The sequence below is a fragment of the Pararhizobium sp. DWP1-1-3 genome (assembly GCF_049896125.1).
Lineage (GTDB): Bacteria > Pseudomonadota > Alphaproteobacteria > Rhizobiales > Rhizobiaceae > Pararhizobium.
This window is the reverse complement of record NZ_JAFCTR010000001.1, coordinates 615,382-630,234: the sequence shown is the minus strand read 5'-3', so window position 1 is coordinate 630,234 and position 14,853 is coordinate 615,382. Positions and strand designations below refer to the sequence as shown.

General features: G+C 59.3%; 15 protein-coding genes. 4 read left to right on the top strand and 11 right to left on the bottom strand.

Going from position 1 to position 14,853, the window contains the following annotated elements; translation table 11 throughout:
- Positions 1–15: 15 nt before the first annotated feature.
- Complete coding sequence (locus tag ACP7BS_RS03125) at positions 16–1,248, bottom strand: ABC transporter substrate-binding protein (RefSeq protein ID WP_426236033.1); 1,233 nt, start codon at positions 1,246–1,248, stop codon at positions 16–18.
- A gap of 491 nt (positions 1,249–1,739) precedes the next feature.
- Here ACP7BS_RS03125 and ACP7BS_RS03120 point away from each other — a divergent pair, with 491 nt between their 5' ends.
- The gene (locus ACP7BS_RS03120) at positions 1,740–2,777 is read left to right on the top strand and encodes a LacI family transcriptional regulator (RefSeq protein WP_426227981.1); all 1,038 of its coding nucleotides are present in this window, start codon (positions 1,740–1,742) and stop codon (positions 2,775–2,777) included.
- Positions 2,778–2,863: 86 nt separating this feature from the next.
- On the opposite strand, the gene gndA is transcribed toward ACP7BS_RS03120, so the two are convergent.
- Positions 2,864–4,294: an NADP-dependent phosphogluconate dehydrogenase gene (gndA, locus tag ACP7BS_RS03115; RefSeq protein WP_426236031.1), complete on the bottom strand. Its 1,431-nt coding sequence runs from the start codon at positions 4,292–4,294 to the stop codon at positions 2,864–2,866.
- Positions 4,295–4,668: 374 nt separating this feature from the next.
- Between gndA and ACP7BS_RS03110 the strand changes: the two genes are divergently transcribed.
- Both ACP7BS_RS03110 and ACP7BS_RS03105 read left to right on the top strand, forming a co-directional pair.
- Entirely contained in the window at positions 4,669–5,067 is a 399-nt protein-coding gene (locus ACP7BS_RS03110; RefSeq protein WP_426236029.1) for an SRPBCC family protein, read from the top strand.
- 12 nt (positions 5,068–5,079) lie between these two features.
- Entirely contained in the window at positions 5,080–5,430 is a 351-nt protein-coding gene (locus ACP7BS_RS03105) for a VOC family protein (protein WP_426236027.1), read from the top strand.
- Between the two features lie 46 nt (positions 5,431–5,476).
- On the opposite strand, the gene ACP7BS_RS03100 is transcribed toward ACP7BS_RS03105, so the two are convergent.
- From ACP7BS_RS03100 to ACP7BS_RS03065, 8 genes are all read right to left on the bottom strand, one after another.
- Positions 5,477–6,208, bottom strand: coding sequence for a PAS domain-containing protein (locus ACP7BS_RS03100; protein ID WP_426236025.1), 732 nt, complete (start codon positions 6,206–6,208; stop codon positions 5,477–5,479).
- A 376-nt stretch (positions 6,209–6,584) separates the two neighbouring features.
- On the bottom strand, positions 6,585–7,517 hold the full coding sequence (locus ACP7BS_RS03095) for a lipid A biosynthesis lauroyl acyltransferase (RefSeq protein WP_426236471.1): 933 nt from the start codon (positions 7,515–7,517) through the stop codon (positions 6,585–6,587).
- An 11-nt stretch (positions 7,518–7,528) separates the two neighbouring features.
- The gene (locus tag ACP7BS_RS03090; protein WP_426236023.1) at positions 7,529–8,557 is read right to left on the bottom strand and encodes a zinc-binding dehydrogenase; all 1,029 of its coding nucleotides are present in this window, start codon (positions 8,555–8,557) and stop codon (positions 7,529–7,531) included.
- Positions 8,558–8,610: 53 nt separating this feature from the next.
- Entirely contained in the window at positions 8,611–9,894 is a 1,284-nt protein-coding gene (locus tag ACP7BS_RS03085) for a beta-ketoacyl-ACP synthase (RefSeq protein WP_426236021.1), read from the bottom strand.
- A 12-nt stretch (positions 9,895–9,906) separates the two neighbouring features.
- Positions 9,907–11,112, bottom strand: coding sequence for a beta-ketoacyl-ACP synthase (locus ACP7BS_RS03080; protein ID WP_426236019.1), 1,206 nt, complete (start codon positions 11,110–11,112; stop codon positions 9,907–9,909).
- Positions 11,113–11,114: 2 nt separating this feature from the next.
- The gene (locus ACP7BS_RS03075) at positions 11,115–11,600 is read right to left on the bottom strand and encodes a 3-hydroxyacyl-ACP dehydratase FabZ family protein (protein ID WP_426236017.1); all 486 of its coding nucleotides are present in this window, start codon (positions 11,598–11,600) and stop codon (positions 11,115–11,117) included.
- Between the two features lie 225 nt (positions 11,601–11,825).
- On the bottom strand, positions 11,826–12,110 hold the full coding sequence (locus ACP7BS_RS03070; protein WP_112834592.1) for an acyl carrier protein: 285 nt from the start codon (positions 12,108–12,110) through the stop codon (positions 11,826–11,828).
- Between the two features lie 133 nt (positions 12,111–12,243).
- Positions 12,244–13,149, bottom strand: coding sequence for a LysR substrate-binding domain-containing protein (locus ACP7BS_RS03065; protein WP_426236016.1), 906 nt, complete (start codon positions 13,147–13,149; stop codon positions 12,244–12,246).
- Between the two features lie 115 nt (positions 13,150–13,264).
- Here ACP7BS_RS03065 and ACP7BS_RS03060 point away from each other — a divergent pair, with 115 nt between their 5' ends.
- Positions 13,265–14,290, top strand: a complete 1,026-nt coding sequence (locus ACP7BS_RS03060; RefSeq protein WP_426236013.1) for a zinc-dependent alcohol dehydrogenase family protein — start codon at positions 13,265–13,267, stop codon at positions 14,288–14,290.
- 61 nt (positions 14,291–14,351) lie between these two features.
- Here ACP7BS_RS03060 and ACP7BS_RS03055 read toward each other — a convergent pair whose 3' ends face one another.
- Positions 14,352–14,780, bottom strand: coding sequence for a L,D-transpeptidase (locus ACP7BS_RS03055; protein WP_426236011.1), 429 nt, complete (start codon positions 14,778–14,780; stop codon positions 14,352–14,354).
- Positions 14,781–14,853 lie beyond the last annotated feature (73 nt).

The following is a 14,853-nucleotide window of genomic DNA, read 5'->3' as shown; positions in this document are numbered from 1 at the left end:
ACAGAAACTGCCCCGTTAATCGGCGGCGGCGATGATTTCGGCGAAACGCTTCTGCGCATCTTCCGGCGTCATCGAGGAGGCGAAGAACTCGGAGAACAGGTCTTCCTTCTGCTTTTGGCTGTCGGCAGACAGAAGCTGGTCGGTGCCCTGGATCACATTGCCCTTGGCAAGGATTTCGAGACCCTTCTTCATGCAATCGTTGGCGGCAGCCAGATCGACGTCGCCACGCACCGGCAGCGAGCCCTTCTTCAAATTGAAGGCGACCTGTGTCTTAGGATTGATGAGCGTCGAAGCGAGCACTTCCTGAGCCTTGGACTTTTCTTCATCCTTCAGCAGCGGGAAGTAGAAAGCGTCCCCACCGGTCGAGATGATTTCATTGACGCCGAGACCCGGCAGGCAGGTATAGTCGGTACCGGCCTTCTGGCCCGCAAGCTGAAACTCGCCCTGGGCCCAGTCGCCCATGATCTGGCCGCCGGCCTTGCCGGTGATGACCATATTGGTGGCCTGGTTCCAATCCTGGACATTGCTGCCCTTAGACATTTTACGGGCGTCGTCGGCAGCCTTGAACACCTTGGCGATTTCAGGACCTGCGGCGACTTCCTCGTCCTTGTCGCCGAACACCTTGTTGAAGGTGTCCTTACCGGCGATGGCCACCATCAGCACGTCAAACGCGCCGGCGGACTGCCAGGGCTGGCCACCAACGGCAAGCGGAACGATACCGGCCTTTTCCAGCGCCGGTGCGGACGCGACGAACTCGTCCCAGTTCTTCGGCACTTCGACGCCGGCCGTCTTGAAGGCGGCATTGGAAAGCCATAGCCACTGCCAGGAATGGATATTGACCGGGGCGCAATAGATTTTGCCGTCGATCGTGCAGCTGTCGAGCAGGCTCGAAGGCTTGATGATGTCCTTCCAGTGTTCTTTCGTCGCAACATCGGTCAGATCGCGCATCAGGCCGGCTTGCACCAGCTCTTCGGCCTGACGGCCATGATTGAACTGGGTGGCGCCCATAGGATCGCCGCCGGTGATGCGGCTGACCATGATCGGCCGCGCCGTGCCGCCGGAACCGGCGATCGCGCCATCGATCCACTTGTTGCCGGTGGCATCAAATGCCTTGGCGAGTTCCGCGACGGCCGCAGCTTCGCCACCGGACGTCCACCAATGTGTCACTTCCAGATCGGCAGCGTTAGCGATGCCCAATGGAAGCACTACAGTCGCCGCCAATGCAGCAGCCAACAAACGCAGTTTCATGAGTTTTCCTCCCTCACTGTAACGTTACCGTAAAAACTTAGTTCAATCGATTAGCGGACGCAACCGCAACAACGTATAATTCCTTATAAAAATCTTGAAACAACCTGAAGCGGTGCATTGCTAGTCGAGCTCATACGGAGATCGACGGATTGTTGCGGCGCATTTTCGGTTAAAATCGCCATAAACCACGGATTTTTCTTTATTTTTCTTGAAATTTCAACCGACTGGCCTAGACCGACTTCTCGCGGATGCACAGAGTTCATGACGCAGTGCATGATGCAACTTTACAGAGAACCACGTTAGGGAAACCGAAAAAACAGCTCGACAAGCCTACTGTATCGTTACAGATTTTGAGTTCAAAGCCAGAACGGGCAGTGGGTGCCCCGACGTCATGAATCATATATAAGGCTGGCGAGCTCCCTGGGGCGGATACAGGCAAACACCGCCCCGGCGACGTTGTGGCCTGAAAATGGGAAGGCGATGGGCGGGGAATGGACGAGAAACACAAGAGCCGGGCAGCAATCGCGCCGCCCTCGCTAAATGAACGTCCGACCTTGAAGACCATTGCCTTCATGACCGGGCTCGGTATCACCACGGTGTCGCGGGCTTTGAAGGATGCCCCCGATATCGGTGCCGAAACGAAGGAGCGCGTTCGGCTGGTCGCAGCCCAGGTCGGGTATCACCCCAACCGTGCCGGCGTGCGCCTGCGCACCGGCAAGACCAACGTCATCAGCTTGATCCTCAGCCTGGAAGAAGAATTCATCGGCCTGACAAGCCCCATGGTCGTCGGCATCTCGGAGATTCTGGCTGCCACTCAGTATCATCTCGTCATCACCCCCTACAGCGCTCGCAGCGATCCGCTCGATCCAGTACGTTACGTGCTTGAAACTGGCGCGGCCGACGGTGTCATTATCTCGCGAACCGAGCCGAAGGATCCCCGCGTCGCCCTGATGATGGAGCGTAATTTTCCCTTCGGAACACACGGCCGCACGGAAATGGGCCTCGTCCATCCCTACCACGACTTCGACAATGAGCGTTTCGCCTATGATGCCGTTCGCATGCTGGTGGAGCGCGGCCGGCGCCGGATCATGCTGCTGCATCCGCCGCCGTCGCTGACCTATCACATGCACATGCGCACCGGCTTCGAACGGGGTTTACGCGACTTCGGGGCGATATCGGTTCCGTTCAACACGGTCGATCTCGACAACACCCTGGTGGATATCCGGGCTGCCTGCGAGGCGGCGATGCGCGCTCCGGGTGCTCCCGATGGCGTGATCTCCGGCAGCGGCGGCGGTGCCGTCGCGCTGGTTGCCGGCATCGAGGACGCCGGACTGAAGCTGGCGCGCGATGTCGACATGGTTTCGAAACAGTCGAACGACTTCCTGCAATGGCTTCGTCCTGAAGTTATGACACTCAGGGAGGACTTCAGGCTGGCCGGGCGCGACCTGGCAAAAGCAGTGATCGCCCGCATCGAAGGCCGGCCGGCATCCGAGCTGCAGACCTTAAGTTTTCCAGTTCTTCAGGACTGATCCGCTTCGCAACATGACCTCGAAAGCAGAACGGCCGCTGTCGATCAGCGGCCGTTCCCGATTTCATCTATCTGATCAGAAAATGATCAGGCGTTCAGACCACTGCCCCACGGACCGTGATGCGCATCGGCCCCATCGATGCGGTCAAACCCGTGTGCGCCAAAGAAATCGCGCTGCGCCTGGATGACGTTTGCCGTGCCACGGCCACGGCGATAGCTGTCGAAATACCCGAGTGCCGAGGCAAGGGCCGGAACCGGCAGGCCGCCAAGGACGGCTGCGGAAACGACCCGGCGAAGCGCACCATCGGTTTCCTTCACCATGCCGGAGAAGGCCGGCGTGACGATCAGGTTGGCAACGTTCGGATCCTTGGTGAAGGCCGTGGTGATTTCGTCGAGGAAGGCCGAACGAATAATGCAGCCGGCGCGCCAGATTCTGGCGATCGTCGGCATCGGCAGGTTCCATTTGAACTCGCGCGAAGCTTCCGCCATCACCGCAAAGCCTTGCGCATAGGCACCGATCTTGGCAGCCAGAAGCGCGCTTTCCAGATCCTTCAGGAAGGCAGCCTTGTCGGCAACCTTGAACTCGCCGGTGTTCGGCAGGCCAAGCACCTTTTCAGCCGCTTCGCGCTCGCCCTTGACCGACGAGATGCTGCGGGCAGCAACGGCGGCTTCGATGGCAGTTGCCGGGATACCCATGTTCTGCGCCTCGATCACCGACCATTTGCCGGTGCCCTTCTGGCCAGCCTTGTCGAGGATGAGATCGACGATCGGTTTGCCGGTGATCGGGTCGGCGGCCTTGAGAACCGTCTCGGTGATTTCGATCAGGTAGGAATTGAGGCGGCCCTTGTTCCACTCGCCGAAGACTTCGCCGATTTCGGTGGCGCTCATCTTCAGGCCATCGCGCAGGATGCCGTAGATTTCCGCGATCATCTGCATGTCGGCATATTCAATGCCGTTATGGATGGTCTTGACGAAATGACCGGCGCCGTTCTCGCCCAGCCAGGCAACGCACGGATCGTCGTTGTATTTGGCAGCTATCGAGGTCAGCACCTTTTCGACGCGCTTCCAGGACTCTTCCTTGCCGCCGACCATGATGGACGGGCCGTGGCGCGCGCCCTCTTCGCCACCCGAGACGCCCATGCCGATAAAGGTCAGGCCGCTATCCTTGAGGTTGTCGAAGCGGCGCATCGTATCGCGGAAATTGGCGTTTCCGGCATCGATCATGATGTCGTTATTCTGAAGATGGGGCTTGAGCAATTCCATCTGCTGATCGACCGGCTCGCCGGCCTTGATCATGATGATGATCGGCCGCGGCGGGCGAATCGCCGCGACGAATTCCTCAATGGTCTCGCAAGGCACAATCTGGCTCTGCAGGCTGCCTGCTTCGGCATAGAATTTCCGCGTCGCCTCGACGGTGCGGTTGAAGACTGCGATCTTGTTGCCCTTTTCGGCAATGTTGAGCGCCAGATTCGATCCCATAACGCCAAGACCGATAAGGCCGATTTCTGCCTGTGCCACGTATGTGCCTCCGTTGGACAGTGAAGGTGCCAAGGCCCGGCTGGGCGTGCGCACGGCTCCACCAGATTGAACTTGCAGGGTGATTTTGTTCGGCTGCGGGATGCCTGAACACGCTCTGCGGATGCTGAGGGAGTTTTGGCATTCAAATCGATTAACGACAAGTGATTGTTGTCAAAAGTGATAGTTTTCCGGTGTCATGAGCTAGGCTTTGAAGCCGTGAGTGTCACACTGGGAAAACCACGCGGATAGCGGTAGAATAAAGCATTTGCCTCCCTTGAACTTCAGGCTGCAGACTGCGGGAGGATCGCCATTTGCTCCATCTTCTGCTCCATGACGGCGGCATATTCGGCAATGGTTTGAACGGAGGAAACAGCGTGGCTGCGATGGAAGCAAAAATCGTCCATATCACGATCGAGAGAAATTGGCGCGACGTCTATGCGTTTGCGGCCAAGCCGGACAATATGCCACTTTGGGCGTCCGGCCTTGCCGAAGGGTTGGAGCCGGACGGCGAAGAATGGGCGGCACACGGCGCGCTCGGCAATGCCCGCATCCGCTTCACCCCTCTGAATGATTTTGGCGTACTCGACCACCGCGTCACACTGGAAACGGGACTTGCGGTGCACAACGCTCTGCGTGTCGTACCCAACGGCAGCGCAGCGGAAGTGATGTTCACGCTGCTCAGACAGCTCGGCATGAGCAACGAACAGTTCGACAGCGATGCCGATTGGGTTAAGAAGGATCTCATCGCATTGAAAGCGCGGCTGGAAACATAAGGAATGACTGTCATGGGACAGAAGGGCACCGACCGCCAGATCGACAATATCGAATTTGCGGTGACCGATATTGAGCGCTCAAAGGGTTTCTACGGCACGGCATTCGGATGGAAGTTCACGGATTACGGTCCGGACTATTGCGAATTCACCGATGGCCGGCTGACCGGCGGCCTGACCACGGGAATACCAAGGCCTGGTGGTCCGCTGATCATCCTCTATGCCGACGATCTTGCGGAAACTCAGGCGCGGCTCGAAGCGCAAGGCGCCCGCATCATCGTCGAAACCTTCTCCTTCCCAGGAGGAAGACGCTTCCACTTCCAGGATCCGGATGGGTACGAACTGGCCGTTTGGTCGGACAAATAGCCGCCAGCGAGCCGCCAGCGAGGACAACCGCCCTCGCCTCCCGCACTCAGGCGGCGATCGAGCGGCGGCGGTCGGCGATTTCCTGCAGCACCAAAATGGCGCCGATGATCTTGCCCGTACCCGACATGCAGGGTGTCATCCGGCAGCGGACCACGACAGTGCGGTTGCCGACATCCTTGGCGAAGGTGTAGTCGACCAGTTCACCGGAAAAACACTTGTCGAGATTGGGTTTGACCCGCTGCTCGAAGCGCTGAATGCCGACGAACTCGACAATATGGCGGCCGACCAGATCCATCGGGCGCTCTTCCAGCCGGGCCGCGTTGACCGGGTTGGTGTAGAGGTAGCGGTAGTCCGGCGTGATCACGGCGACCCGGTCCGGCAAACAGTCGAGGATTGCTTCGTTGAGAAACCCTTCGTCGGCCCGGCCCTTGAGTGCTGCGACAGCGGGAGGCGGCGACATCCACGGTTTTCCAGCCACATCATGGGTGTTACCGGCAAAATACCGATCGGCCAGCATCTGCAGCACATCGCGCTGGCGCATCACGCTCGATACATCGTCGGCTTCCTTGCGCAGAAGATCGAGAACGAACTGGAACTGCAGGCGCGCGTCGGCGACGTTCTCGGCCTTCTCCTCATAGATTGTGGTGAGAACCGGATCGATCTCGCGATCAAGAATGCTGATCAGCAAATCATCACCGGATTTGACCGCATATTGCAGCTGAGAATATTTGAACCAGAAGAGCTCGATCAGTGCCTTCAATTTCCACCCCACTCCCATTCAATTTTCCATTTCAGCCTGAAAAGCTTGGACAATTGAACGCAATCAAAAAAATAAATCGATTGAAGGCGCTATTTTCACGGACCCGAAGCGCTTGCAATCTCCTTAGTAATATTTGAAGTTTACACCCAAAACGGTGGGGTTCAACACCTGAAAAATTACCTGAAACGTTTCCGGTGAACTTATTTTAGGCAACCCATATGAAATGCGCCGCAATGCTCCGCCGTTTTCTGCAACCGGGCCTGCATCTGCCGCGCAGGCACGTAGTACACCGGCAAATCAACTGCAGCATGCCTAAAAGCAAAGATTGACGTCCAACCCGGGTGTCGCCCAGATGGATTGATCGCCCCAGATATCAGGAGGGCCAAGAATATACTCAATCTTTCAAATGTTTTTTGATGTGCCAGCGATCATGGTACCACAGCCATTGGCCCGGATATTCACGTACCCAGCTCTCGACCTTGTCGTTCAGCAACTGCGCCGTGGCGTTGACATCGACACCGCCGTCCGGCTTGCGCGGAATTTCAATCGCCGGCTCCAGTTCAAGGCGAAAGCGCCCATCCGGCAGCCGGATGGAGCGAGCCGGGTAGACTTCGCAATTAAACTGCCGCACCAGCTTCGCCAGTAGCGGATTGGTCTTCACATCACGGCCGAAAAACGTCGTCGTCAGCCCTTTGCGAAACTTTTGGTCAACCAGAACCCCAACAGCACCTCCGGCCTCCAGCTTGCGCGCCAGCGTGAATGAAGAACCGGCATGCGAGGGAACCAAATTGCCCATCCGCTGCTTGCGGAAATCAAAAACCTTTTCAGCAACATAGGGATTGTTCGGCGGCCGGAAAAGCACCGTCACATCCAGCCCGAACGCGGCACTTGCGACCGGCAGCAGCTCGAAATTGCCGGTGTGGGCGGTAAAAACGATGAAAGGGCGCGGGTTGTCGCGCAGTTCGAGGAAAATCGGCGTACCGGTAACCTCGATACGGCCGGGTTTCGGGTTCTCCGGATCGAAATCAAACAGTTCGTCTAGGAATACATATTCAGCCGCGAGCCGGCCGATACTGCCCCAGCTTTCCAGGGCAATGGCTTCGATCTCCGCCTCGCTCTTTTCCGGAAACGCGTTGCGAAGATTGGTCATCGTCAATCGATGACGATGCTTCAGCTTCGGCCCGAGCCAGCGGGTGAAGCGGGCGGAGAATTCGATGGCCCCTCTGGCCGGGAACAGCTTGAGTGTGCCCAGCAGCAGAAAGACGAACTGGGCGATCGACCATTGGCGAAAACGCTCCGCCGACAGAACCAGCCGTGTGATCAGCATGCGCACGGCGTTCAGTCCATCCGCAGGATGATTTTGCCGAAGACCTGGCGGGTTTCCATGCGCTCCAGCGCCTTGTCGATTTCCGAGAATCCCACTTCGGTATCGATGACGGGATGAACGAGCCCGCGCGCCATCTTCTGCATGGCGTTGGCCATGTTCTCCATGCGGCAACCGAAGGAGCCGAACAGCTTCAGCTGCTGCTGGAACAGCATCATCAGGTTCATTTCCGTCGAAACGCCCGAGGTCGAGCCGCAGGTCACCAGGCGCCCGCCGCGCTTCAGAACGAACATGGACGCTGCAAAAGTATCCTTGCCGACATGTTCGAAGACGACATCGACGCCCTTCTTCTTGGTCAGCTTGCGCGTCACGCCCTCAAAACGGTCCTTGCGGTAGTTGATGACGTGATCGGCGCCGAGCGCCTTGGCCCTCTCGATCTTGTCGTCGGAACCGACGGTGGTAATGACCGTGCAGCCGATCTTCTTGGCGAGCTGGATAGCCGCCGAGCCGATGCCGGAACCGCCGGCGTGAATGAGGATCGTTTCGCCGGGTTCAAGCTTGGCATTGTCGAACAGCATGTGCTCGACGGTACCGAAGGTGACCGGCGCCACGGCCGCAGCCACCGCATCGACGCCCGGAGGTGCCGGAACGAGCAGGCGCGCCGGCAGATTGACCTTCTCCTGGGCAAAGCCATCGAGATGGAAGCCGTGCACGCCGCCGACATGTTCGCACAGATTGTCGCGGCCTTCGCGGCACGGACGGCAGAGGCCGCAGGTGCGCGCACCATAGATCGAAACCAACTGTCCCGGCAAAACATTGGAAACGCCAGGGCCGATCTGATCGACCACGCCGGATGCTTCAGCGCCGATCACCAGCGGCATCTTGCGCTTGGCAAAGGCCATGCCGCGCCAGCCCCAGACGTCGATATGATTGAGCGCGACGGCCTTCACACGAAGGGTGACTTCACCGGGACCTGGGGCTTCCGGCTCGGGAAGGTCGGTGATTTCCAGCTTGCGGTCATCGACCAGTTGCAAAGCGCGCATGAGATAAGTCCTTAAGCCCGGGGCGTATTGCCTCGAAAAAATATGATGTCCGATTAGGCCGGTTCGGCAGCCATGACAAGGCTGGCGTTCTGGCCGCCGAAGCCGAAGGAGTTCGACAGGACCGCATTAACCCGCGCATCCCGCTTCACATTCGGCACGACGTCGAGAACGATAGATGGATCGGGGTTCTGGTAGTTGATTGTCGGCGGCAGGGTGCCGGTCAGGATCGTCTGCAACGAGAACACCGCCTCGACGGCGCCGGCGGCCGTCAATGTGTGACCAATCATCGACTTGTTCGACGACACCGGAATGGACGGCAGTGCTTCGCCGAACACGGAAAGCATCGCGCCGTATTCCATCTTGTCGTTCTCTGGCGTCGATGTGCCATGGGCGTTGATGTAGCCGATATCGCCTTCGCTCAGGCCGGCATCGGCAAGCGCTGCGCGGATCGTCGCGATCGCCGGGCCGCCATCCGGCGACGAGCGCGTGCGGTGGAACGAGTCGGCCTTTTCGCCGCAGCCTTTCAGGATGCCGTAGATTTTTGCACCACGCGAAACCGCAGCTTCCAGCGATTCCAGCACCAGCGTTGCAGCCCCTTCGGCAATGACGAAACCGTCGCGATCCTTGGAGAAAGGCTTCGAGGCTCGCTCGGCTGGATCGTTTTGGGTCGAAAGAGCAGACAGAAGCGCGAACCGGATCAGAGCTTCGGCACTGACCGAACCGTCCGTGGCAACCGTCAGTGCCCGGTCGGTGCGTCCTTGGCGGATCGCTTCGACACCAAGCTGGATCGCGGTTGCACCCGAAGCGCAAGCCGTCGATAGGGTCACAGGCAGGCCGCGCGTCCCAAACCGGTCGGACAGCCGCTCGGAGATGGCACCGAACAACGCCGCCTCATGGAACGCGGGATCGGCACGATCGCGCATGGCGGCCAGAAAACGGTCATAGGCGTCGCCCGGTTTCTGCGACGGCGGCGAACGGTCGGCAAGCTCGAAGCGGGCGCCCCATTCCGGCTCGATCGGCGGCGCCGCGAGAAACAGCGGACCGTTGAAATCGCCGGACAGGCCGGCTTGTGCCAGAGCTTCCGCCGTCGTTTCACGCGCAAAAGCGTAGGACCGCTCGACGGAGTTTTCCGCTGGAATATCAATGAAATCGACGGTTCCGCTGATTCTGGTCGACAGGCCTTCGGTCGGGAACCGGGTAATCTTGTGGATGCCGGAGACGCCCGATGTCAGCGCCTTCCAGTTGTCCTCGACGCCCTGGCCGAGCGAAGTAATGACGCCCATGCCGGTGACGGCGATCAGCGGGCGGCCGAGATGATCCTTGTAAGCGCTGGTCATATCTGACGCTCCTTATTGTTCTGCCGAAAGCACGGCGATGCCTTCGCCGCGCGCATGACCGATCGTCGTGACGATGGCCGTTTTTACAGGCTTTTCCATGAGGGCCTCACCCACCGGATCGAATGGCGGCACCTTGGCGCCCGCGCCGAGCGACAGGGCCGCGAAAGCCAATCCCAGCGGAAACTGGGCCTCCAGCGTGTGACCGACAAGACCGCCATAGGCCCGCACGGCAGCCTTGGGAAATTGTGCGTCGAGAAACGCTTTCTCGCGCGCCGCAAGTGCATGAAAACCGGTGGTGCCGGAAAAGACCACTGTCGTGGACGGATCAGTGCCGGCGGCAGGCTGGGAGAGATATTGCAGACGCTGCTCGAAGCGGTCCCCTTCGCGGCTGCCGCGATCTCCGCCGACGGCATCGATCGTTGCATAGATGCGGGCGCCACGAGCCTCGGCATGTTCGCGGGATTCCAGCATGAGGAACGCGCCGACGGAACCGGTGATCATGCCGCCGCCATTTTCAGGCTTGCGCGACCAGATCGGGTGGTGTTCGCCGAGCGCATGGCCCTGAACAGCCTCGATCAGCAGGATCATGTCCTGACGCTCGGCCGCAAACGCGCCGCCGACCAGCGTATGGGTCGATTGCCCGGCCTTGATGCGGGCAAAGGCGGTCTCGATCGCCGAGATGCCGGCCCCTTCCTCCCCCATGAAGGTGCGCGACGAGCCGGTGATCTTGTGGACGATGGAGATGTTGCCGGCCATCAGGTTTGAAAGCTGGGCCAGGAACAAAGTGGGGCGCAGTTCCGTCGTCAGCTTTTCGTTGAGCAATTGTTCGCGGTCGTTGCGCTTCAGCGCTTCGTCGACAATCAGCGAATCGACATTGATGTCGCGCTCGCCGCCACCGGCGGCCACGATCATGTCCATGCTGCCGCAGGCTTCCAGATCGTCCTTGAAACCGGCATCGTCGAGCGCCAGGCCGGCGCTGAAGACGCCGAGACGCTGCCAGTTTTCCATCTGCCGCTGGTCACCACGCTTGGCAATCTGCTGCGACCAGTCGATCTCCGGCAGCGGATGGATCGGATAGGGCGCAAAGCGCTCGGTATCGACACGAACCACCGGCGGCTCTCCGGCAGTCAGGAGAGCCGTGTGCACCTCGGTACCGACACCCTGGCTGGTGACGATGCCGACACCGGTGATCACGACATCATTGGCGGATTTGCTCATCGTCATTCCCCCGTCGCTGCCGAGGCAGCGATTGCAGCCATCAGCCCTACTTCTTCGGCACGTGTCCGGACGATCGGGCCGAGCGGCACCTGATCGAACGGCATGGTGCGCAGTTTCAACTGTGCGTCGCAGACCTTCTTGCCCTGCGAGGTGATCTTCGCCTTGACGACGGCAAAGCCGGAACCGTCATGTTCAAGAAAGGCCTCGATGTCCAGCACGGCTTCCGGCTCGACAAAACTGCGCATCTTGGCGCTGTCGACTGACATCAGGAACGGCATGGCGGCGAAATCGGTGGCGGCCAGAACAAGGAAACCGCAGGCCTGCGCCATCGTCTCGATCAAGAGAACACCAGGCACCAGCGGATAGCCGGGAAAATGGCCTTCAAAGACGGGGCTTTTGGCCGGAACCACAGAACGCGCCGTCAGCGTCCTGGCGTTGAGATCGACCGTTTCAACCCGATCGATCATCTGAAAATATTCAAGGAGCATCAGGAGCAAATCCAGCTTGGCCCGGAGCGTGGCGCCTTGGAGGCAGCGCTTGAACACTCCGGATTTCAAATCCGCGCATGACCCCGCCCGAAACAGATCCGGTGTCGCGATCATGCGACGTCAAGTAAAAACGCAAATGCCGCCTGTCAAGCGCGGTCCACGCGACAGGCGGCATTGATATCTTTCATGCACGTGTTCGCGCGCATCAAACGCGCGATATCGTCATCAGCCCTTGGCGGCCTTCAGCTCGTCGATCTTGGCGCAGAGATTCTTCAGAACGAAATATTCTTCCGTCGAAACCTTGCCTTCGTTGACTTCCTGCGTCCACTGCTCGAGCGGGATCTTGATGCCGAATTCCTTGTCGATCGCAAAGACGATGTCGAGGAAGTCCAGGCTGTCGATGCCGAGATCGTCGATAGTGTGGCTTTCCGGCGTAATCGTCTCGCGGTCGATTTCGCTCGTTTCCGCAATGATGTCGGCAACCTTGTCGAATGTAGCTGTCACGCGCATACCTCGTTAGAATACATGTTTTGGCGAACCTATAGGTAAATGCGGCTGAAAAGCCAATGGCCTTGGGCGCAAGAGTTGCATTTATGCCCGTGGTGTTGCCCAAACAGCAAGCCAAGCCTTGCAATAAAGCCTCTCAAGGGTCCGTGGTGGCCGGCAGATCAGCAGCTAAAGCATCAATCGCGAGCCTGACACGCAGCGGCAGATGCGGTGTCTGCGGCCAGACGGCGTGGCAATCGAAAGACAGGCGGCGTTCGCCCGTAAACAACCGGACAAGGCGGCCGTCGCGCACCTTGTCCTGAACGAGCCAGCAGGGCAGCCAGACAAGGCCGAGCCCCGCGACGGCCGCGTCGGCGATCATCTCCAAATCATCGAAACGCATGCGCGACCGCGGCAGGATTTCGGCGTCTGGCCCCCCATCCACGGGGAAAAGCCATGAGCGGACCCGTCCGGAGCGGGCATAAAGGATGCCATGGTGATCCCCCAACTCATGCCGTGTTTTTGGCGTGCCATGGATGCGCAAATAGTCCGGAGAGGCGCAGACCGTCATACGCTGATGCGCCAGCCGGCGTGTCATCAGTCCCGGCCACTCACCGAGTGGACCACTCCGTATGGCGAGATCGAACCCGTCTTCGACGATATCGATCCGGCTATCGGTAAAATTCAGGTCGAGCTCCAACTTCGGATATTCGCCGGCCAGTTTCAAGAGAATCGGAGCAACACAGCGGCGGCCAAACAGGACGGGCATTGAAACCCGCAACCGGCCCGCAACCTCCTTGCGGCCTGATTCGAGCATGGCTTCGCCGGCTCTCAGCTCTTCGAGCGCCCGAAGGCAGCGTTCATAGAAAGCCTGGCCATCCTCCGTCAGGGTCTGGCTGCGGGTGGTGCGGTGAAACAGCCGGGCCCCCAACCGGTCTTCCAGCCTGGCAATAGTCTTGCCGACCGCAGAGCGGGACAGATTGAGCCGCTCTGCGGCCGCAGAAAAACTGTCGGCTTCCACGGCCTCGACGAAGACCGATACACCATTCAAACGATCGTTCATCTGCTTTGTAGCTCTGAAGGAAACAATGATTGGAAATCATATCGCCACTGGCGACTGAAACGCAATGCTAGCTTTGCCTCATCGCTTGAATCGAGCCAAGAGCCAGGAGACAAACATGACGGAAACAATGAGGCGCTGGTCGATGGCGGCCGTCGGCCGCGACAATCTGAAACTTGAGACGGTGGCAATCCCCGAGCCGGGATCAGGCGAAATCCGCGTAAAGGCTTTGGCCGTCTCGCTCAACTATCGCGACAAGCTGGTCATCGAAACGGGCATGGGTCTGCCTCTGCCAACACCGTTAGTCCCGGCTTCCGACATGGCCGGCGTTGTCGATGCCATCGGACCTGGTGTGACCCGCTTCAAGCCCGGCGACCGGGTGATGTCCACCTTCAAGCCGGACTGGATCGACGGTCGCGACAATGGCACTGCCCGCACGCCGGCCTACAAGACCCTTGGCGGCGCCTATCAGGGCGTTCTGGCCGACTATGTCGTGTTTCCGGAAGGCTGGTTTGCCGCGTCGCCGCACAGCCTTGACGATGCCGAGGCAAGCACCCTGCCCGTTGCTGGATTGACCGCCTGGTTTGCGCTGATCGAACTCGGCAAGCTGAGGGCCGGATCGACCGTACTCGTCCAGGGCACCGGCGGCGTCGCGCTGTTCGGGGTTCAGATCGCCAAAGCGCATGGCGCAAATGTCATCGTCACCTCCCGTAGCGACAGCAAGCTTGAACGGGCCAAGGCGCTCGGCGCCGATCATGGCATCAACAGCAGCAAGGAGGACTGGGTCGAGGCAGTCTACAAGATCACCGGCGACGAAGGCGCCCATCACATTCTGGAAATCGCCGGCGGCGCCAATCTTGGGCAGTCCATCCGCGCCGTGGCGGTGCATGGACGGATTTCGGTCATCGGTGTTTTCGAAGGTTTCGAGGTCGCCGGACCTGCAGGGCCACTGCTGTTGAAATCGCCGGTCATTCAGGGGATCAGCGTCGGCCACAGGCGATCGCTGGAGGATTTCGTTCGCGCCATCGATTCGACCGGGATCAAACCGGTCATCGATGGCCGCTATCGGCTGGAAGACCTTCACCAGGCGCTCGACCATCTCGATCGCGGTGCATTCGGCAAGATCGTCATCGATCTCAACTGATCGCACGAAACGGCTTCGGAGCTGGCGTCATGGCCAGCTCCGAGTAGATGATCGCATCGCCTTAGCGGCTGATGACGATCTTGGTGTTCTTCAGACCATACTCACTGGCTAGCGCGAAAAACTCGGCGGCGTTTTCCGGATGCAGGCGGATGCAGCCATGCGAAGCCGGACGGCCGAGGCGCTTGAGGTCAAACGTTGCGTGAACAGCATAGCCACCGTTGAAGAATACCGCATAAGGCATTGGTGCATTGTCATATTTGCGCGAGCGATGATCTCTCGACAGCCATTTGGCCTTCCAGCTTCCCTGCGGCGTCACATAGCCCTTGCGCGCGGTGGAAACCTTCCAGCGATACCGCACGAAACCATTCTGCGACACAGTCATGGTTTGAGAAGAAAGACTGACCCTTGCAACAAGATTGGCGGCAAAGACCGACGGCGACTGAAATTGCACCAATAAGACGGCCAAAGAGGCAACGAAGAATTTACGCATGAAAACTCTCTCCGAAAAATACGCAGATTTTTACTGATGTCCCGACACGACACAGACTTTACAGTCTTTGAAA

What these genes read in the sequence shown, in the direction of transcription:
- ACP7BS_RS03125 (WP_426236033.1), bottom strand. Translation starts at nt 1,248, where the DNA reads ATGAAACTGCGTTTGTTGGCTGCTGCATTGGCGGCGACTGTAGTGCTT.
- ACP7BS_RS03120 (WP_426227981.1), top strand. Translation starts at nt 1,740, where the DNA reads ATGGACGAGAAACACAAGAGCCGGGCAGCAATCGCGCCGCCCTCGCTA.
- ACP7BS_RS03105 (WP_426236027.1), top strand. Translation starts at nt 5,080, where the DNA reads ATGGGACAGAAGGGCACCGACCGCCAGATCGACAATATCGAATTTGCG.
- ACP7BS_RS03100 (WP_426236025.1), bottom strand. Translation starts at nt 6,208, where the DNA reads ATGGGAGTGGGGTGGAAATTGAAGGCACTGATCGAGCTCTTCTGGTTC.
- ACP7BS_RS03095 (WP_426236471.1), bottom strand. Translation starts at nt 7,517, where the DNA reads ATGCTGATCACACGGCTGGTTCTGTCGGCGGAGCGTTTTCGCCAATGG.
- ACP7BS_RS03090 (WP_426236023.1), bottom strand. Translation starts at nt 8,557, where the DNA reads ATGCGCGCTTTGCAACTGGTCGATGACCGCAAGCTGGAAATCACCGAC.
- ACP7BS_RS03085 (WP_426236021.1), bottom strand. Translation starts at nt 9,894, where the DNA reads ATGACCAGCGCTTACAAGGATCATCTCGGCCGCCCGCTGATCGCCGTC.
- ACP7BS_RS03080 (WP_426236019.1), bottom strand. Translation starts at nt 11,112, where the DNA reads ATGAGCAAATCCGCCAATGATGTCGTGATCACCGGTGTCGGCATCGTC.
- ACP7BS_RS03075 (WP_426236017.1), bottom strand. Translation starts at nt 11,600, where the DNA reads ATGCTCCTTGAATATTTTCAGATGATCGATCGGGTTGAAACGGTCGAT.
- ACP7BS_RS03070 (WP_112834592.1), bottom strand. Translation starts at nt 12,110, where the DNA reads ATGCGCGTGACAGCTACATTCGACAAGGTTGCCGACATCATTGCGGAA.
- ACP7BS_RS03065 (WP_426236016.1), bottom strand. Translation starts at nt 13,149, where the DNA reads ATGAACGATCGTTTGAATGGTGTATCGGTCTTCGTCGAGGCCGTGGAA.
- ACP7BS_RS03060 (WP_426236013.1), top strand. Translation starts at nt 13,265, where the DNA reads ATGACGGAAACAATGAGGCGCTGGTCGATGGCGGCCGTCGGCCGCGAC.
- ACP7BS_RS03055 (WP_426236011.1), bottom strand. Translation starts at nt 14,780, where the DNA reads ATGCGTAAATTCTTCGTTGCCTCTTTGGCCGTCTTATTGGTGCAATTT.